Genomic DNA, 19,830 nt, shown 5'->3' with positions numbered 1-19,830 from the left:
TGTGAATCTTAAAAAAATAAGTGCACTCCTCATGATTTCATTCGTGATGATCATCTCTGCAGCCTGCCAGAGCTCAGCCAAATCAACCGACGCTGATCAAAAGTCAACGAAAACAGCAGAGGTAAAAGTTAATAGCTACGAATATACGTTACCAGAAGACTCAACAACTACCCTGAGAGACAATGAATTGGTACTAAAAGTCAATCTGACGATCACAAATAAAGGTGACAAAGCCCTTTCATTATATAACTCTGACTTCTCCCTTTATCAGGACGATGCCAAAGTATCTGATTTAAAATTCTACGGCAGCAAAGACCGTCTTGACCTTGGTTCATTGAACAAAGGCAAGTCACTTTCAGGAGCACTTTATTTCCTAGTAGACAAAGGGAAAAAATATCAGTTTGTTTATCAGGACAGCATCAAGAAAAACAGTGATTCCATCCAAATCGACCTAGATGGAAACAAAATACTAGATTCAGCAAAAAAGCTGGATAACCCAGCAAAAGCGTTATCCGCTTATACCGATATTATTGTTTTTGATAAAAAGAACGATGAATTCGCAGATTTAACGGGTGACAACCAATCGGATGTCGTCAATAAATACCATGAGATGTTTGTAAAAGACTTCAAAAGAAGTGCAGGAATATACGGAAATGAAGTGAGTGACCGAGATATTCTGTCGATGTACAAACGCATTCAAAACACCATGAAGGATAAAGCGAAAGTAGAAACAAGTGTGAAAACCATCTCTGATGACGAAGCAAAGGTTGTCGCTCAAGTAACAGGCATTGATGCTTCTAACTTAAAAGACAAGCTAGACAAGCAAAGAGACGAGTTTTACAACGGAAAAATCCGTTCAAAAGAAGAATTGTATAAAAAAAGCTTAAACATGTACGCATCTGAATTCGAAAAACTTCCTCCCGTTTCCAGCCCAGCTGAATATGAAGTGAAAATGAAACGTAATGGGGAGGGTCAATGGAAAATTGACCTCAATGATTATAATACAGAGCAGTACATGAGTGGTTTTATTAAAACGAGATAATCTAAAAAAGACGCTGGCCTCTGAAGGAGCCGCGTCTTTTTTTAGATTATACTGTCGCCTCTTGCTCTTCTTTCACCGCTTTTTCGATATCTTTAAAACGGCTCGATACAGTCGACGCACTAATACCATACTTTTTCGCTACTTGTGCTTGAGATAGCGGGGCATCGCTTGCAAGTGAATGAATGTAGTATTCGATTCCGGCAGCAAATGACGCTGCTTTACGGATCACAGGTGATTTCTGATCACAGTAGGCTTTCCAAACCGTTAAAGCACCATCTGTCAGGCTTTGGTCACCGTGCTCCTTCATTCCGTCTTCAATCAGCTTAGCTGTTTCCAGCTGGACGTCACTTGCCCAGTCCATACGATCTGCTGATAGACCTGCATCGCCTTCTGTTTGAGCAGGTGTCTCTGATTCTTCTACTTCTTGCTTCGCAAACATACACTTCAGCACATCAGGAAATGATTCTCTCATAAATGTGCTGCGCGCTCCTCCATTTGCTTCATATGCGTCAACAAGCTGGCGCACCTGAAGAAGGAGAGTATCTGTAAACTCTTTCGCAAACATCGTGTATTGAATGAAAAACTCTGCCTTATCTTCAAATTGAACAGGAAAACCAAGCACGAGACTTCCCTTTTCAGGTAGTACCGTTTGATCAGGTTTTACATCTACTTCAACCTTCTCCGCTGTTATCATATTCTCAAAGTAAAGAGACTCGTCCGTTTTTTCATTTAATAAAAGCAATGATGGCTCCATGTCTGTCCAAGACTGGACCACTTGTCTTGTTTTCGGACGGGTAATATCCTCTGCCTTCTTCGTCAGGAATTCTTGGAAAATGGTCTCTTTCTGATCAGTTAATGGACGGAAGAAGATGCCCCATACACTCAAATGGAAAACTGAGATTTGTTGCGTTTCTTTATCCATATCTGCAAGGAAAGAAAACTCATTAATGAATTGATTGATCGCTCTTTGATGCTTAGAAAAAGCATAATTCATTAAATCCTTTTGAACTTGTACAGCTTCCTTAAACACAAGCTCAGACGTTTGTTCTCCGCCTGATTTTTGACCACAGCAATGTTTATATTTTTTTCCGCTTCCGCAAGGGCAGAGCGCATTTCGTTTAATTTTTCCCAAAATAAAACCTCCGACATTCTAGTCTAACCTCACTATTTTAACAAACGATTGCACAGGAGGGTTTTATTTTCAAGAAAAAAGAAAAATCAGAATGATCAGTTAAATTATAAAAACACCTGAAGATCACGATAGATCATAGGAAAGACAGACTTCCTCTGTTTATTTTCTCCAATCATACCAACAGATTTTCCTCAGCTCATTCCTTCGAATAACTGCTTTGCCTCAAAATAAAAGATTTGTACGAATTTCTTTGTATTGACTCTGCCCGTCGATCCTGCGGGAGAAGATGTCTTCTGCATTTCTTTCATTCTTTGGCTGACATCGGTAAAATCGAAAAACTTCGACGCGTAGTGCTCAAACTTAGGATTTGAGAAATCTGTTAATCCTAGTGAGGCAAAATGATTCAAGGAATGATGAATAGCTCGTCTAATCCGCTGTTCCGCCGCTTTCACTTCCCGCATCACCTCTACATCGGTTGCATCATGAGCCAGTTTTCTTTCTGCTGTTTTGATAAACAGCTGCTTTAGCGGCGGGAAATTGACCTCATGAGAATTGGCGGACTGTGTTTCATGTAAGTAGATGAGTATCTCCAGTAAATCCTTAGAGCCGCTCTCGCCGACAATTCCCAGCTCAGATAAGAGGAATTCCCCAGCTTCTTTCATCGTCCTTCTCTTCGCCTCAGCGCCCGCACCTTGAGAAATCACAGGCTCTAATGGCAGCACGTGGCGAAGAGAAGCTTGTATATCGTAAATCGATTTTTCCAGCTTGATACGCTCCATGACTTTTCGAATCACACTGACGATTTCAATGCGATTGACAGGCTTATGGATATAATATTCAATCCCTAGTTCATAGGCTTCTGCCATCATCTCTTTCGCCTCTACTTGGGAAATCATAATGACCTTGCCTTTGAATTCAGGGTGGATATGGCGGATGGTTTGAATGCCATCTCTAGCAGGCATTAAAAGATCAATCAAAAGGATGTCTACTTTCTTGAGGTTCAGTGAATGTGCCTCTAATCCAACTCCGTCACCCGCTTCATCTACGACCTCTCCCAAATCCTCATCCTCTATGATTTGACCTAAAATCGAGCGTATTGCACGATCATCATCTGCAATGAAGAATCGCATACACTCACCCTCTCTGTATTAAATTTTGTATAGGAAGGACAAGCAGAAATGCTGTACCTTTTGTTTCTCTTGGTTCGATTTGAATATGACCGCCAAGCTCTTGTACCAGCTCTCTCACATAGGATAAGCCAATCCCAGTAGACGGTGTTCCAAATGCATCAAATTTGGAGGTATACCCTGGATCAAACACAATCTCTCTCATTTTTTTAGGAATCCCTGGTCCATCATCTTCAATCCGAATCTCTATTTTATCATGACTTCCTTTCAATTCGAGTGAGATCATCCCGGTATCTTTTATTGCTTCGACTGCATTGGCCATTAAATTATTAATCAGCGATAAGAAAATAAACACATGATAATCATGCAGATGAATGCCCTTTATATCAGATGTAAAGGAGATGTTTTTCCCAAGAGATAAAGCATACTTCTCTTGAATGCGGATCACAATTTGAACGAGCTCTTCCGCCTTCATATAGTCTTGCATATTTTCCTTCGAAATCAGCTTTGAAAGCCCAGCATAAATACGCTGATTATCCTTTTTCACTTCATGAATTTCTCCTGCAAGCTTTAACAGCTCCTGACTCAATTTTTTCCCTGCTTCGTGTTCATGCAGCAGACGGTAAAGCCGGTATGATTCCTGTGTAATATGCTCTGTATGTTTTAACGTTTTCTTTAAATGCACCGTTTCTTCGTATAAATTCGAAATGACCATCATCATATGCTCATTTTGTTTCATGATCTGCTTTTCTCTTGATTGCGCCTCATACAGCTTCATCATATTAAAAAAACTGATCACCACAAAGCTGTGAGCAAACGCAATGAGGAACATATCGCTCAGCTTTGATAAGGTCATCGTTGTATCAAACACTAAAAATTGTACAAACAGCTCGACAAAATCAGCAACTAATTCGATCATCAAACCGATGATCCCAATGAAAATAGAGCGCTGTTTAAAGCGTCCCGTACGGACAGCAAAAAACAGGAAAGCATAAGTGAAATAGAAAAAGAAGCTTGGGAATTGCTGATAAAATGAAGAAGCCAGATCAGCATTCTGCTGAATCAAATCTAAGCCTACCCGAAAAAGCACAATAGCTGCGCCTGTTAAAAATCCCGGCAATAGCGGTCTAGATTTTCTTAAGAGTAATAAGCAAAAGAAAAACGCAGGTGCGCCAAAGCTGATGCGGAACGTCTCATTCACAGGATAAAACTTCAGCTCTCCTGCAAGCGGCACAATGACCATCATAAAAATTAAAATGAATGCGTCCTTTTTGACAAGCTGATTTAAACTCAAATGACTGACATCCCTTCCCCTGTTTGCATAGCCACAGTATACAAGGAGTCTCTTTTCTCCACAATGTACAAAAAAATAATTTTCACTGCTCCTTTTATCCTCAAAACCCTTTTTTATGACTATTCTCCGGGGCAGCAAGGTGACCTTTCAGCTATTCAGTGTTTTGAGCATTGACGACAATAATCGACAGACTGATTTTTATTTGTAAGTTTTTCTGTAGATTTACGTCAGATTGTGTAGTTTCCAAGATAAATTGAATGAACAATTTTAGTGAAACTATATGTAAGCGTTTTCTGAATTTTCACTAAAAACCCTTTTTGTTTTTCCGCCGACAATGCCTTCATTTGTACATATATTTAGGTGTAAAGGAGTGGTGCAAGCAGCGCATGACAAGTTCTTTGAAGATGTGTAACATGTTTTCGTGCCTATTTGATCGCATTTTTTGTCATCCGCCAATTCAATAGGGTACTTTTTGATTTTTGATTGGAGGAATCGTATGAAAACAGCAATTTCTAAAAATACACAACACGCATGCCAGTCTTCTGTTGATCAATGGGCAGAAGAAATACGTCCGTATTACACAAACGGGCAGAATGCTGGCTACATTCCAGCACTTGGAAAAGTGAATTCCTCTCAACTTGGTATCAGCGTGATAGGCCCAGATGGATCATCTGTACGATATGGTGATTGGGACGTTCCCTTTACCCTACAAAGTATCTCAAAAGTCATCAGCTTTATAGCTGCCTGTTTAGGAAGAGGCGTACCTTACGTCTTGGATCGGGTAGATGTAGAGCCAACTGGTGATGCATTTAATTCCATCTACCGTCTTGAGATGCATAAACCAGGGAAGCCCTTTAATCCAATGATTAATGCTGGAGCTATTACCGTATCCTCCATCCTTCCCGGAAAGACTTCTACAGAAAAGCTAGCATATATTTTCGATTTAATCGAAAACTTAATAGGTAAGCGTCCTTCTGTTAATGAAGAGGTTTATCAATCAGAATGGGCAACTGCACATCGAAATCGGGCACTTGCTTATTATTTAAAGGAAACCAATTATTTAGAATCGGATGTCGAGGACACGTTAGAAGTGTATTTAAAGCAATGTTCCATCGAGGTCACAACAGAGGACATCGCCTTGATTGGACTGATTATATCAAGTGATGGCTACCATCCCTTTAAACAAGTCCAAGTCATCCCAAAGGATATCGCCAGACTAACAAAGGCATTGATGCTGACATGCGGCATGTATAATGCGTCTGGGAATTTTGCTGCTTTTGTAGGCGTTCCAGCCAAAAGTGGTGTGTCTGGAGGAATTATGGCTTGCGTTCCGCCAAGCGCAAGAAGAGAGTTCCCGTTTCAGACAGGCTGTGGAATTGGCATTTACGGTCCCGCCATTGACGATTGCGGAAATAGTATTACCGGTGTCATGATGCTGAAAAAGCTCGCCAAAGAGTGGGATCTCAGTATTTTTTAAAAAGAACAGTGATGAATTCGAAGAGGTGATGTTATGAACGAAAAAGCTTTGCTATCTTATTTAACACATACAAATGATTTTATTTGGACTTATATTGTGATTGCTCTGTTACTTGGTGTTGGGGTGTACTTCACATATAGAACACGCTTCCTGCAAGTAAGAATGATCAAAGAAATGCTGCGTGTCCTGAAGGAAGGAAGAAAAGAAAAAGAGGGAATATCACCGTTCCAAGCATTTGCCATCAGTATGGCAGCACGTGTAGGGACAGGGAATATCACAGGGATTGCTATCGCTATTGCCATTGGCGGCCCTGGTGCCATCTTTTGGATGTGGATCGTAGCCATTATCGGTTCTGCTTCAAGTTTCGTTGAAAGTACACTAGCTCAAGTATATAAAGTAAAAGACAAAACAGGTTTCCGCGGTGGACCTGCTTATTACATGGAAAAAGGGTTAAACAAGCGCTGGATGGGGATTTTATTTGCGATCCTGATTACGATTTCTTTTGGAATCGTCTTTAATGCGGTTCAATCAAATACGATCACTGTCGCTTTTAAAAACTCCTTCGGTTTAGACCGTTTAACCGTCGGTATTGTGATGGCTGTCATTTTTGCAGCGATCATTTTCAAAGGCATCCAAGCGATCGCAAAGGCTTCTGAATACATTGTCGTTGTGCTTGCAGTAGCTTACATTGGAATTGCGTTCTTTGTTATTGTCACAAATATCACGGAACTTCCTGGTGTCATCAGCACGATTGTGAAACACGCCTTCGGGTTTGAACAGTTCGCTGGGGGTACGCTAGGCGGTGCTTTATTACAAGGGATTAAACGCGGTCTCTTCTCAAATGAAGCCGGTATGGGTAGTGCACCTAACGCAGCAGCAACGGCTGTCACCAGCCACCCTGTTAAACAAGGATTAATCCAAGCATTCGGCGTGTTAACAGATACGTTAATTATTTGTACAAGCACTGCCTTCCTTGTTCTGTTTTCTGATGCGTATAAAACAACAAACCTGCAAGGAATTGAATTAACGCAGGCTTCTCTTAGTCAGCATATTGGACCATGGGCCTCTGGCTTCCTTGCCATCATGATTTTCCTATTCGCGTTCAGTACATTGATCGGTAACTATTACTATGGGGAAACGAACATTGAATTCCTTGGAGCGAATAAAATTTGGCTGAACATCTATCGAATTGCCGTTATTGGAATGGTTCTGTTCGGTGCGGTTGCCACTGTTCCTCTCGTTTGGGGTCTAGCCGATCTCTTCATGGGACTCATGGTCATCGTCAACCTCATCGCCATTACCATGCTGTCTAAGGTCGCCTTCGCAGCACTGAAGGACTACACGAGACAGAAAAAAGAAGGCAAAGATCCTGTTTTCTATAAAAATGCCGTTCCAAACAATGAGAAAATTGAATGCTGGGACGACGAACCTGCTACATTGAAAAAGAATCAAATCGGATAAATCAAAAAAGCTCTGGTCAACTGATCAGAGCTTTTTTCTTTATGTCAAAAATTCAAGTATAAGTTTGTTGACGACCTCTGGTTTCTCATGATTGATCCAATGAGAAGCATCATCGACAAAGATCAGCTGGCCATTTGGACAGATCTTGATCGTTTCCTTCGCCAGCTTTCTGCTTAAAAATTTGTCCTCCATCCCCCAGATCATGCGAACAGGGACGAGAATTCGTTTGGAAATCGGCTTTTCAAAGCCGCCTTTTTTGATGGCTCGATACCAATTCAGCATTGAGGTCAAGGCGCCTGGCTGCGTCCAAGCGAGCTTGTAGCTTGAGACATCTTCCTTCGTGAACAAATGCGGTCTTGCCGTCAGCCCAATGGCTTCATCCAGCTTTTGAAAGTGATTTTCTTGAAGTGCTGCCTCTGGAACATTCGGAAGCTGAAAAAAAGCGATATAGGAGCTTTTCTTCCACTGCGGCGGATAAAAAGGAAGAACCTTCATCATCACCCGCGGATGCGGCATATTGACAATGATTAATTTCTCGACATATTGAGAACGGGTTGAAGCCAAATGCCAAGCAACAGCTCCGCCCCAGTCATGTCCGCCGACAATCGCCTTTTGGTTCGGGCTCAGCGTCTTGATCAAACCCACAATATCATCTCTCAGTTTATCTAATACGTAGGATTCGACTCCTTCTGGCTTGTCACTTAGATGGTAGCCTCTTTGATCAGGAACAACAACACGATAGCCTGCCTCAGCCAAGGGGATGATTTGATTTTTCCAGCCGTACCAAAACTCAGGAAACCCGTGGAGCAGCACAAGCAGCGGGCCATTTTCCGGTCCAGCCATTGCTGTATGAAGTGTTACACCATTTGTTTGGATTGATTGAAACTCAATTTGTTCCATTCCTTTGCCACCCTTCTCCTTGTCCTTATTCTTCCAACATAGCATATTTTCCATTTTTCAGAAAATAAAAACACTCACAAAAAAACCTTCACACTCGTGAAGGTACAGATTGTTGACAAAGGGCTAAAATGATCTTGATTTTAGCCCTTTGTCTTCTTTTCAGCGTGATAGAAAACCTTTGCAGTCTAGGAAGGGCGAGTACCGGAGCGGAGCGAATTGGACATTCGTGAGCACCGGAGCGCAGACCTGACACCGAATGCGAGGGTTTGTCTACACGCTGAAACTTCACACTCGTGAAGGTCTTCGTCTATTTCATATAATTCAGAACCCAGATCAACCCATTTTTCCGGTCCTGTACTTGTCCGTGAAGTGCGCCAAAGAAGGTATCCTGTAATTCGACCAGTACATCTCCATCAGCTTCCAGCGCTTCATAGACAGCCTTTAGTTCTTCTTCATTGTCGAACTGCATGATCAATCTGAGATTCTCTGGCTTTGGCGTGCGTCCAAATGTATCTGAAAAATGAAGCAGTGATTCCCCAAGATGCAATTCAGCATGCAGGACACGGTCCTGGTGTTCATTTAAGATCTGAATATCCCCACCAAAAATCCCTTGATAATATTGAAGAGATTCTTTCACATCTTCTACAACAATATAAGGACTAACACTTATCATATCCCTCATCCTCCTCTTGTTCCGTCCATCATCTCTTTTATAGCTTATCCCAAATCGTATGAAAAAAGGCACAAATCGTCAACGGATTTGCACCTTTTTCTCATGAAGATTTCGCTAATTCACTGTGTTTGTTTGAATACGCTGCATACATGACGACACCGATTAACAGCCAAACCCCAAAGTAAAGCCATGTCCGGCCTGGTAAGTTGAGCATAAGGAACAAGCAGCAGCCCATTGATATAATCGGCAAAACCGGCACAAAAGGAACCCTGAAGCCCCTCTCAAGCTGCTGATGTGTCTTTCTCAAAATAAGCACAGATAAACTGACCATGGCAAACGTTAATAACGCACCGATATTCGCTAAGTTGGACAGATCCTTCAAATCAATAAAGCCTGAAATAACAGCTGTCATTCCGCCAATCATCCATATGCTAGCAACAGGCGTATCACTTTTGTTTGTTTTTGAAAACACTTTAGGCAAAAGTCCGTCTCGGCCCATCGCATAGGCAATTCGAGTTGCCGCATAATTATTGGCGAAAATCACAGCCATCAATCCAATGACCGCACCAACCGAAATAATACCAGCCACGCTATTTTGATGTACACTTTGCAGGACATAGGACATAGCCTCTGTGACATTCAGCTTTGTATAGTGCACCATGCCTGTCATGACCAAACAAACGACAATGTAAATGATCGTACAAATAAGTAATGAACCTATGATCCCAATTGGCAGGTTCCGCTGCGGATTTTTCACCTCTTCTGCTGAAGCAGAAATTGCATCGAACCCTAAAAAGGCAAAAAATACAGCAGCAGCACCGGCAATGACGCCTTCTGCGCCAAACGGCATAAACGGCTGCCAATTGGCTGGCTGTACATAAAAGCCGCCTACTACAATGAAAAGAACAATAATACCGAGTTTCACAAACACCATGATATTATTAAATTTTTTACTTTCCTTCGTTCCTCTAGATAAGATCCACGCAATCAGTAAAGCAATGATAATCGCCGGCAGATTCATATATCCGCCTTGCTCCGGCCCCGCTAAAAATTGATGCGGAATCGAAATTCCAAATCCCTCGAGCAGGCTGTTGAAATAACTCGACCAGCCGCTGGCAACAGCTGAAGCAGTCAGCATATAGACAGACAATAAGGTCCAGCCCATCAAATGGCCTACAAGCTCGCCCATGGTCGTATATGAATAAATGTATGCACTGCCGAATACAGGAAGCGCTGAAGCCATTTCTGCATAACAAAGTGCTGCCAAACTGCACACAATGGCTGCAATCGCAAAGGAGAAAATGACAGCCGGTCCTGCATCTTTAGCCGCTGTAATACCAGTTAACACCATAACCCCTGTACCAATCACTGCCCCTATACCAAGAAGCGTGAGATCGAGCCCGCCCAGCGTTTTCTTTACCTTTTGCTGTCTGCTCTGTTCCAACAAATCGTGAATGTGTTTCTTACGAAGAATATGTCGCAAACCCTTTCCCTCCAAAACGTTAGAAAAACAAAAAATCATTCAAATTTCATTATAGCAGAATAGGTACTAAGCATTCACAACCAATTCACGTAAATCTTTCTTCATGATTTTACCAAGCTTGTTTTTTGGCAGCTCACTGATGAAATGAATGGATGGCACTTTGTAATCTGCCAAACGTTCCTGACAATAGTTCACCACATCTTCTTCGCAGAAATCGGCGGATTCGTCTTTTACGATATATGCACTTGGCACTTCACCATACAATTCGTCCGGCACCCCGATGACAGCTGATTCAATCACACCTGGAATTTGTTCAATGACTTCTTCTACTTGATCAGGATAGATATTATCCCCACCGTATAAAATCACATCTTTGTATCTGCCTGTGATAAATAGAAACCCGTCTTTATCTAGATAGCCTGCATCTCCCATATGGAACCAGCCATCTTTGAGCACCTTCGCAGTAGCATCAGGCTGATGATAATAGCCTAAGAAATAAAATGGGCTTCTCATGACGACTTCGCCAATTTCTCCAGCTGGCAGTGTTTCCTCAGTCTCAGGATGAACGATTTTCACTTCTACATCTGGATCCACTTTACCAGCAGAGCCCATTTTATCCTCGCCCATCGCAGGATGCCACGCACTGACAACCCATGCTTCCGTGCTTCCGTAGCCATGCATCATCTGAATGCCTGCTTCTTTGTAGTCCTTAATCAAACGGACCGGCACCTTCGTACCGCCAGAAATCGCAATTTCAAAGGATGAAAGGTCATACGAACCGCGTTTCATTTCTTCCAGCATGTACGTATAAGCTGATGGGAAAGCCATCATGAACGTTATTCTTTCTTTTTCGATCGTTTCTAAAATGCGCTTCGGTGTTGCATCATGTAAGAAAACTAGCGTATACCCCTCAATGGCAGCGGCGATCAGATGATTAATTGAACTCATATGATAGAGAGGGTGACTTGCCAAGTACCGTTTCCCTTTCAAGTCAAATCCTCGATTCCCGCGTCTTGTTAAAAATTGATAGATTCGTCCATGTCCGACCATACAGCCTTTTGGATTCCCCGTTGTCCCAGAGGTAAATAAGATCATCGCTAGATCCTCTTCTGTTACCTCTTCCGCAAGATCACTGCCATCATTTGAAGCCAATATGTCTTCAAACAGCTGCGTTGTTTTCGCATTTACACCAGATTCCACCATGAGACAGTTGTCTAAAGACACATTCACCGCAGCAATCATGTCACGGAATTCTCGGTCAAAAAATAAAGCCTTTGGCTCTGCTTTTTTCAAAATACCTTCCAGCTCAAACGAAGTAAGCTGCCAGCTAAGCGGAACTGCGACTGCACCTGCTTTAATGGCTGCCAGCATAATCGTTGAAAAGTGATGATGGTTTTGACAAATAAAGCAAACGCGGTCACCTTTTCGAATTCCTTTTTGATGTAAGTAATGAGCAAGCTGGTCGATGCGTTTTGCATATTCTTCAAATGTATAAGACACCCCTCCGCCAGTTACCGCCTCAATTTGTGAAGAGCGTTCCATTCTGTCGTTGAGTAATGCCTGTAAAGTATTCAATATCTTCATCTCCAAACGTTTGATTTCCAATAGCCAATTTCCAGCGAATTGGGTTGGCAGATTTTATCTCATTCACATTCTAAAATAAAAACAGCTGAAAGTAAAATCATTTCATTTTGGAATTGTTCTTTATATTAATTGATAATATAGGTAATTTTATAGCCGTCTTCCATTTTGGTTTAAATCATGTTGATTATTATGATAAGATAGACCTAGTAATTGATCGGAAATGCGAATGCAATAGGAAAAGAGGTATGGAGAATGCAACATTTCGAGCTAGAGGCAAGTTTGTTAGACCATGCACTGACAAAGTATTTAAAAGCGACGAAACAAATAGATGAAGAAAATATTCCGAAAAACGTCACGAATGTTAAAGGGTTTATTTTACGTATCATCTACCGCCATCAATCATGTACTGTGAAAAATATTCTGCAGGAAGTTTCATTATCTCCCTCTGCAACAACAACCGCTCTCAATCACTTAGAAGACGAAGGGCTGATCATCCGCTCTCGAAATAATAATGACCGCCGTACTGTGTGGATTGAACTCTCTGAATCGGGTGAACAAATTGCTAAACAAATGATCGACAATCGCCAGCTGCTTGTGAATCAATTGTTCAACCACCTTTCAGAGGAAGATAAAAAAACATTTTTTGAATTAATCGAAAAAATGATGGACGAGCACACATTAAAGGCTTAGGAATACTCCTAAGCCTTCTTTTTTTATGGCTTTAAAACGACCTTTATACAATCATCCTGTTTGTCATTGAAGATGTGGTACGCATGAGCAGCTTCATCTAATGGCAATTTGTGAGTAATAATCGCTCTAGGATCAATTTCACCGCTTGTCACTTTTTGATAGAGCTTTGACATGTATCCTCTCGCCGGGGCTTGGCCCATTTTCAGGGTGACGTTTCTTGCGAAAAAAGCGCCTAATGGAAACATGTTGTACAGGCCGCCGTACACACCCGTCATCTGCACTGTTCCACATTTGCGAACGGCTTTTGTGGCAATTTGAATGGGTCCGATCGTTCCGCCTTGCAGCTTGAGTTTTTGCTCAATTTTTTCAAGCGGCGACTTCTTTCCGTCCATTCCCACACAATCAATCACAACATCGGCTCCGCCCTTGGTGAGCTCCTTTAACGTTTCTCCCATGTCGGGATCTTCTGTAAAATCAAAGACCTCCACGCCGCTCATTCGTTTTGCATGCCTCAGGCGGTAATCAATGTAATCGACGGCAATCACACGTTCTGCCCCTTTTTGCCAAGCAAATTGCTGCGCCATTAACCCAACAGGACCACAGCCTAGCACGATGACCGTATCGCCTTTTTTCACACCTGCGTGCTCTACGCTCCAATAGGCGGTTGGCAGGACATCTGATAAGAAGAGCAATTGTTCATCCTCCAGCTCACAATCCTCTGGAATCTTAAACGGGGTGTAGTTGCCAAAAGGTACACGTAAATACTCTGCCTGTCCTCCGGGATAGTTCCCATATTTCTCACTATAGCCAAAAAGCCCACCCGAATCGTAGTGCGGGTTTGAGTTGTCACATTGGCTTTCTAAGTGATGATCGCAATATTGGCATTTACCACATGCAACTGTAAATGGAATGACGACACGGTCTCCCTTTTTTACGGCTGTGACATCCGGGCCAACTTCCTCCACAATCCCCATTGGTTCATGCCCAATTACATAGCCGATTGGAAGCGGGGAATTCCCCTGATACAAATGTAAATCTGATCCACAAATTGCTGTTGATGTAATACGTATGATCACATCTTCCCGATCTTGAATCGACGGTGCATCTACTTTCTTCACTGCAATGCTATTTTTCCCTTGATAAGTAACAGCTCTCACATGCACTTCCTCCTTTAGCTCAAATCATCTTTACATAGCTTCACCTTGAATGAATGGTTCATTCATCAAAGGAACAATTTATGTGGAGGAGGCAAAAAACAAAAAAAGCCTGTCGATTGTTTCGACAGACTCATGACGTTGTGTAACGCGTTACACACTTATTCCTTTTCGACAAAAAACAAATCATATTGAGTTGAAGTCTCCCGATCGAACATGAAGTTCCCTTCTTGAATAAAATAAGGACATATACTTGGGCTTGGAGATTCTTCAAACTGTTCATACACCTGCTCAATTTCTCCTGGAAGCAGCAAAACCAACATTTTATTTGAATGAGACACAAATTCATAAGAATGAATCGTATCCGGCGGGATATAGGCAAAGTCACCCGGCATCAAGCAAATATCCTCTCCGTTCAAATGAAGGTTCATCTTCCCTTCAACACAATAGATTGCTTCTGTATGAACTTGATGATAATGCGGCGGGAAATATTTCTCCTTCGCTCCTTCAACCACAAAATGACTGAATCCGCCTCCTGTTGTTTCTACTGTTGCAATCAGCTCATGAATCTGACCATCAATGATGTATTGCTTCCCTTCACCAGCCTCTAATACATAAGGCTGTACCTCGTGAGGAAGCTGACTATGAAATAAAACGGAGGGCCTCGTTGTATTAGACAGTTCTCTGATTCCATGCATCAGGATGATATCGCTTTCTTTTTCAGCCTGCTGAAAACTGGCTGCATCGAAAGCATGATGAGTCATAGACCATTCATTCTGAAAAAGCCTCTTTCCAATTTGCTGATAGACATCTGTCATTTTTCCGCCCAGCGTATATGAAATAAATCTTGTTTTATGACTATGCATTCTGTAGCCATGAATCGTTTTGGGCGGGATATGAATATAATCAAAGGCTGTGGCCATGTATTTTTTACCGTCCAGCATCACTTCAAGCTTTCCTTCCAGCACAAAAATAGTTTCAAATAAGTGCTCATGACAGTGCAGCGGGAAATAAGCTCCTTTCCCCCCTGTGATTAAGGCAAGCTCAAACAGCTGATTCGTTTGATTTGCTTCTGCCAGCATATGAACAAGCTGATTCTCCAGCCCATACAGCTTTCCGGAACCAGACACGGTATAAAAAGAGGTACCTTCGGATTGCTTCATCGATTGCGGTTGCTCCGACATCCCATCACTCCTCGTGACAAATTGACTATCTATATTATATAGACCAATTGATATAATAGATAGAGAATATGCGAGAGATTTTACTCTTCTCGCATAAATAAATGTCTAAGGTACCTTTTTACGTGTTCTAAAGGGGTCGTTTGTTTGAGTGCAGTGGTCATCGATAAACCCCCGATGACCATTGAGTGAAGGAGAGAAGCCAGCTCATCCGCTTTGTTTTCTTCATACCCGCTGTTCATTAGCTTTTCTTTTACAAGCTCCTGCCAGCGGATCATTTCTTGTTTGCATGCAGCATGAAGCTGCGCGTTTTCAGGCTTGGACTCTGCCGCCAGCAAGACAATTGGAATCCCTCTTTCACTTTCGTTCTCCATAAATCCTCGAATGATCTTTGTCATAAAACGATCGATGGCGATATATGGGTCATCCGAATAGGCAAAGCCTTCTTCAATTTGATTAATGACCTTTTGACTAATGTGTTCAACAGATGCAATAGCCAGCTCTTCTTTTCCATTTGGAAAGTAATAATAAAGAGAGCCTTTAGGTGTGCCGCTCTCTCTGATAATTTGATTCAATCCTGTCGCATGGTATCCCTGTTTACGTAAAAGAAGTGCTGCCGTTTGAATGATTTTGTCCTTCGTACTCACGTGTGACACTCTTTTCCCTCCATAGACCAAAGTCGCTGATCATGCGTTATCGATTTAATTGACTAGTTCCTTTCCAAATCGAGGATGTCTCCATTTCCGCCGCAAGCCTGAGCAGCCAGTCCTCTTTTCCTTTAGGTGCTGTCACCTGTACCCCTAAAGGCATGCCCGCGCTAGTCAGATGAACAGGAACACTCATTGATGGCTGACCTGTTAAGTTGGCAAGCTGTGTAAATGGGGTGTAGGTCAAGCTCTTGAGGAACATGTCATAAATAAGATCCTGCTGTGCTTGCATTGAAAGGGATGACACACGTAAAAGTGCGGCTGTTTCCTGATCTGAATGCATAAGCTCACCTACCTTTGGAGCTGAATAGGCAGTAGCTGGTGTCACATAGAGATCGTAGGTTTGATGAAATGATGCCATTTGTGCAGCAGCCCGATCCCACGCATCAAGACTTTCTGTATAAGCAGCAGCGGTCACATTCTTGCCAGCCTCCGCCAGCACCCATGCCACGATGTCCGTTTCCTCCGGCTTTACTGGACGCCCTAACGAACGAGCCAAGGAAGTGAATAACGCAGACATTTCTCCGCTGTTCATCACGTAATATTGCTGCATGAGATGAACCCCATCAATTTCTGGCTTGGCTTCTTCTACTTGATGACCCTGCTCACTCAACCATTTCACTGTCTGCTGAACCGCCCGCTTCGCCTCCTCACTGACCTTCGTGCCAACTGGAGATTCTACGCTGTAAGCAATTCGCATAGAAGATGTACGTTTCGCCAGATCCTCTTGGTAACTGCCATCGTATAACGGAGTTTGGAAAGCAGCTTCAGGCTGAATGACTTGAAGTAGATCAAGAAGGGCTGCACTGTCCCGTACTGTTTTTGTGAGTGTAAAGTCGATGGAAGCCCCTTGCCACTGCCTTCCTGCGCCTGGGCCTACCGGCGTTCTTCCCCGCGTGGGCTTAAGGCCGAACAAACCGGTAAAGGATGCTGGAATCCGGATGGAACCACCGCCATCACTTGCTCCGCCAGCAGGTACAATGCCGCTTGCAACAGCTGCTGCTGTCCCGCCGCTTGAGCCGCCCGGAGAATAGTCCGTATTCCAAGGATTTCTCGTTGGACCATGTAAAGCAGGCTCTGTCACATTTCTTAAACCGAATTCCGGTGTATTTGTATGTCCGATCATGAGAAAACCAGCCTGCTTCAACCGATCAACAAAGTGCGAATCCGAATTTGCTTTTACATCCTTTAACAGCAAAGCTCCTGCTGTCAGCGGTTCATTTTTAATCCCTTGCGATATATTTTTCAGCACAAACGGAACACCAGCAAATGGCTGATACTCATGTAACTCCTTGATGTCTTTTAAAACTTGTTCTTGTCTCGTCCGTATCACAGCGTTTAGTTCTGGATTGACCTCATTCAATCTATCAAATGTAGCCTGCATAAGCTCCTCGGGCTTTACCTGCTTATTCTGCACAAGTGCTGCCAAGCCAGCCGCATCATACGTCATATACTCTTTTACGTTCATCAGCATGTCCTTCTTTCTCTTATCATGATGTCTCTATTGTCTACTAGAATTCTATGAATTTCAATTTCAGGTTACTTGTAAAAATAACTTTCTGAACAAGACGACAATTCTACTATCCCATCCCTCTGCTTTCTCCGATATAATAGAGAAAAAAAGACCGAGATCATCGGATGAGAGGAGCCACGCATTGAAAAGGAAATTACTTATCGTCATTGCGTTTCTTCTTGCGTTGACAACTGCTTTGCCCTTCCATTCGCAGGCAGCTGCACCGCCAAAAGAAACAGATGTCATCATCGTCTATAAAAATCAAAAAGGAAAACAAACAGCGATTGAGGAAAGTGAGAAAGTGAACGCACAGTACATACATCTTCCCGCTGTCGCTGTGACAGCAGATGAACAAGCGGTCACCTCACTCAAAAAAGACCCAAACATCGCTTACGTCTCAAAAAACGTAAAGGTTAAACTCGCGGCTTCTACTGTGAAGAAAACAGCCGCTGCTACTAATCAGGATGCATTGGTACAAAAATCTTACAATCTGCAAAAACTAAATATCAAGCAAGCAATAAAAGAAGGCGTCACTGGTAAAAATGTAAAAGTAGCCGTTTTAGATACTGGCATTTTCTCACACGAGGATTTAAAGGTATCCGGCGGTAAATCATTCGTGAACTACACATCCTCTTATAAAGATGATGAAGGACATGGCACACATGTCGCCGGCACGATTGGTGCGCTTAATAACGATTATGGAACAGTCGGCGTTGCTTCTGGTGTGAAGCTGTATGCTGTGAAAGTGTTAGATAAAAAGGGAGAAGGCGACCTGTATAGTCTGCTTCGAGGCATCGATTGGGCGATTACCAACAAGATGGACATTATTAATTTAAGTTTAGGCTTTGAAGACAATATCCCCATCTTGCGTTCAGCAGTAGATGAAGCCTATAAAAAAGGACTGCTCGTGGTTGCTGCAAGCGGAAATGATGGAAAAAAGAATCATATTAGCTACCCTGCCGCTTACAATAGTGTCATTGCCGTATCTGCAACGACTGACAAAGACAAACTTGCGTCTATCTCGAATACAGGGAAAGGGATTGAATTTTCTGCCCCTGGCGAGAACGTCATCAGCACTTATTTAAAAAATGAATATTGGTATGCAACGGGGACATCACAAGCTGCACCGCATGTCACAGGAATGCTGGCACTGTTAAAGCAGCTTCATCCGAAGAAAACAAATGCACAGCTTCGCACTTTATTGCGCAGCTATACAGTGGATCTTGGTGCAAAAGGGAAGGATCCGCAATTCGGCTATGGCCGCGTGCAATATGTGACGCAATCCACCTTTTTAAAGGCTGCGGCAAGTGCTGTCAAAAAAGCCGAAACATCTAAAAAGCAGGCAGATGTCAATCAAGCCAAAACGAGAATTGGCCGGCTCACTGCAAGCAAGCAAAAAACAGCACTCACAGAACGGGTGAAGAAAGTCCAAGCAGCCATTGATATCCGATCGGCACGTGCAAAGGTCAAAGCAGCCGAAAAGAACAAAACACAGAGCGCTATTAAAAGTGCTCAAACGGCCATCAAAAAACTAAACAAAGGCAAAGAAAAAACAAGCCTGCAAAACCGGCTTGACAAAGTCAAAAAACAAGTCGCTTATCAAAAGAAAGTGACAGATGCTAAACAAAAGGTCAAAAAAGCAGAAGCCAAACGAACAAAGAAAACAAAAGCAACGGCTCAAAGCGCTGTCAAACAGCTAAAAGCCTCCAAAACAAAAACCAATTTACAAAAACGATTAAACCGTATTAAGGTTTAACAGAAAAAACGATTCCTTTCATCGAGGAATCGTTTTTTTCTATTTCAACATTGGCTCAAACAAGCTGTGATGATATTTCCCTTCGGCATCTGCCCTCACTTGATCGAGAATGCTTTCTAACGAAGCCGTCACGCCTTCTAATGCCCGCCGTACTGCGCCGTTCTCAAAATCCGTTAAACTCTCCGGCAATTCATCTTCATCCAGCACAAAGACATCACCATTCGGAAGAACGAGAAGATCAATAATGAGGTCTTCAAACATGACCAGCTGCCCGTTGAACTGTGTATCTCCCACCATATTCAAATAAGATCCTAGTTCCTTTCCTTGATCATCTCTCCAGAAATATATGTTATAAGGACGATCCTTCCAATAATAGGCGGTCGTATAGCTCCCTTTTGGAATGGTCAGAAAACCAGCACCTGCCCTCATCGTAAATGGGTCTTCAATCTTGTGAAACAGCACAGCCTGCTGTCCCTGTGCATCTAACAGCTGACAGGTATGTTCCACAACTTTCTGATCGTATTTGATTTTTCTCTCGATGACTTCAACCCAACGACCCGCATGCAGCGAAAACAACATGTCACAACTCCCTCTAAACATCTCGTTTCTTTCCAGTATACACCGATTTTTTCTGAAGAAATAAAGGATTGCCGTAT

The 19,830-nt window shown here is 42.6% G+C and carries 17 protein-coding genes; 5 read left to right on the top strand and 12 right to left on the bottom strand.

What is annotated here, in order from left to right:
* The first annotated feature begins 1 nt into the window (after position 1).
* Positions 2 to 1,042: a DUF4352 domain-containing protein gene (locus NSS65_RS01540; protein ID WP_034283192.1), complete on the top strand. Its 1,041-nt coding sequence runs from the start codon at positions 2 to 4 to the stop codon at positions 1,040 to 1,042.
* 46 nt (positions 1,043 to 1,088) lie between these two features.
* On the opposite strand, the gene NSS65_RS01535 is transcribed toward NSS65_RS01540, so the two are convergent.
* The 3 genes from NSS65_RS01535 to NSS65_RS01525 form a co-directional block, all read right to left on the bottom strand.
* A complete protein-coding gene (locus tag NSS65_RS01535) occupies positions 1,089 to 2,174 on the bottom strand; it encodes an SEC-C metal-binding domain-containing protein (protein ID WP_065215376.1) in 1,086 nt (361 codons plus the stop codon).
* A 191-nt stretch (positions 2,175 to 2,365) separates the two neighbouring features.
* A complete protein-coding gene (locus NSS65_RS01530; protein ID WP_034283187.1) occupies positions 2,366 to 3,304 on the bottom strand; it encodes a response regulator in 939 nt (312 codons plus the stop codon).
* Between the two features lie 4 nt (positions 3,305 to 3,308).
* On the bottom strand, positions 3,309 to 4,595 hold the full coding sequence (locus NSS65_RS01525; protein ID WP_326134905.1) for a sensor histidine kinase: 1,287 nt from the start codon (positions 4,593 to 4,595) through the stop codon (positions 3,309 to 3,311).
* Between the two features lie 496 nt (positions 4,596 to 5,091).
* Here NSS65_RS01525 and NSS65_RS01520 point away from each other — a divergent pair, with 496 nt between their 5' ends.
* Both NSS65_RS01520 and NSS65_RS01515 read left to right on the top strand, forming a co-directional pair.
* Positions 5,092 to 6,072, top strand: a complete 981-nt coding sequence (locus NSS65_RS01520; RefSeq protein WP_024427212.1) for a glutaminase — start codon at positions 5,092 to 5,094, stop codon at positions 6,070 to 6,072.
* A gap of 33 nt (positions 6,073 to 6,105) precedes the next feature.
* The gene (locus NSS65_RS01515; protein WP_070326641.1) at positions 6,106 to 7,533 is read left to right on the top strand and encodes an alanine/glycine:cation symporter family protein; all 1,428 of its coding nucleotides are present in this window, start codon (positions 6,106 to 6,108) and stop codon (positions 7,531 to 7,533) included.
* A gap of 39 nt (positions 7,534 to 7,572) precedes the next feature.
* Here the strand turns inward: NSS65_RS01515 and NSS65_RS01510 are convergent, their stop codons facing one another.
* The 4 genes from NSS65_RS01510 to NSS65_RS01495 form a co-directional block, all read right to left on the bottom strand.
* Positions 7,573 to 8,433 (bottom strand): alpha/beta hydrolase, encoded by an 861-nt coding sequence (locus NSS65_RS01510; protein WP_034283180.1) that lies wholly within the window; start codon positions 8,431 to 8,433, stop codon positions 7,573 to 7,575.
* Positions 8,434 to 8,740: 307 nt separating this feature from the next.
* The gene (locus NSS65_RS01505) at positions 8,741 to 9,106 is read right to left on the bottom strand and encodes a VOC family protein (protein WP_025092526.1); all 366 of its coding nucleotides are present in this window, start codon (positions 9,104 to 9,106) and stop codon (positions 8,741 to 8,743) included.
* Between the two features lie 100 nt (positions 9,107 to 9,206).
* Positions 9,207 to 10,589, bottom strand: coding sequence for an amino acid permease (locus NSS65_RS01500; protein WP_058837256.1), 1,383 nt, complete (start codon positions 10,587 to 10,589; stop codon positions 9,207 to 9,209).
* Positions 10,590 to 10,655: 66 nt separating this feature from the next.
* On the bottom strand, positions 10,656 to 12,164 hold the full coding sequence (locus NSS65_RS01495) for an AMP-binding protein (protein ID WP_041116520.1): 1,509 nt from the start codon (positions 12,162 to 12,164) through the stop codon (positions 10,656 to 10,658).
* Positions 12,165 to 12,425: 261 nt separating this feature from the next.
* Between NSS65_RS01495 and NSS65_RS01490 the strand changes: the two genes are divergently transcribed.
* The gene (locus NSS65_RS01490; RefSeq protein WP_012008812.1) at positions 12,426 to 12,863 is read left to right on the top strand and encodes a MarR family transcriptional regulator; all 438 of its coding nucleotides are present in this window, start codon (positions 12,426 to 12,428) and stop codon (positions 12,861 to 12,863) included.
* A 23-nt stretch (positions 12,864 to 12,886) separates the two neighbouring features.
* Here the strand turns inward: NSS65_RS01490 and NSS65_RS01485 are convergent, their stop codons facing one another.
* The 4 genes from NSS65_RS01485 to NSS65_RS01470 form a co-directional block, all read right to left on the bottom strand.
* Positions 12,887 to 14,020 carry a zinc-dependent alcohol dehydrogenase gene (locus NSS65_RS01485; protein ID WP_326134903.1) on the bottom strand — a complete coding sequence of 378 codons (1,134 nt, stop codon included), beginning with the start codon at positions 14,018 to 14,020 and terminating at the stop codon, positions 12,887 to 12,889.
* 158 nt (positions 14,021 to 14,178) lie between these two features.
* Complete coding sequence (locus NSS65_RS01480) at positions 14,179 to 15,201, bottom strand: quercetin 2,3-dioxygenase (protein ID WP_081123937.1); 1,023 nt, start codon at positions 15,199 to 15,201, stop codon at positions 14,179 to 14,181.
* Positions 15,202 to 15,281: 80 nt separating this feature from the next.
* Positions 15,282 to 15,854, bottom strand: a complete 573-nt coding sequence (locus NSS65_RS01475; RefSeq protein WP_231293947.1) for a TetR/AcrR family transcriptional regulator — start codon at positions 15,852 to 15,854, stop codon at positions 15,282 to 15,284.
* Between the two features lie 37 nt (positions 15,855 to 15,891).
* The gene (locus tag NSS65_RS01470) at positions 15,892 to 17,373 is read right to left on the bottom strand and encodes an amidase (protein WP_326134902.1); all 1,482 of its coding nucleotides are present in this window, start codon (positions 17,371 to 17,373) and stop codon (positions 15,892 to 15,894) included.
* A 187-nt stretch (positions 17,374 to 17,560) separates the two neighbouring features.
* On the opposite strand from NSS65_RS01470, the gene NSS65_RS01465 reads away from it, so the two are divergent.
* Complete coding sequence (locus NSS65_RS01465) at positions 17,561 to 19,174, top strand: S8 family serine peptidase (protein WP_326134900.1); 1,614 nt, start codon at positions 17,561 to 17,563, stop codon at positions 19,172 to 19,174.
* A gap of 39 nt (positions 19,175 to 19,213) precedes the next feature.
* Here the strand turns inward: NSS65_RS01465 and NSS65_RS01460 are convergent, their stop codons facing one another.
* Positions 19,214 to 19,753, bottom strand: coding sequence for a DUF402 domain-containing protein (locus NSS65_RS01460; protein WP_342467336.1), 540 nt, complete (start codon positions 19,751 to 19,753; stop codon positions 19,214 to 19,216).
* Positions 19,754 to 19,830 lie beyond the last annotated feature (77 nt).

It is taken from the genome of Bacillus sp. FSL K6-1006 (assembly GCF_038593175.1).
Lineage (GTDB): Bacteria > Bacillota > Bacilli > Bacillales > Bacillaceae > Bacillus > Bacillus safensis.
Note: the sequence above shows the minus strand (reverse complement) of the source record. Positions and strands in the feature narration are given on the sequence as shown.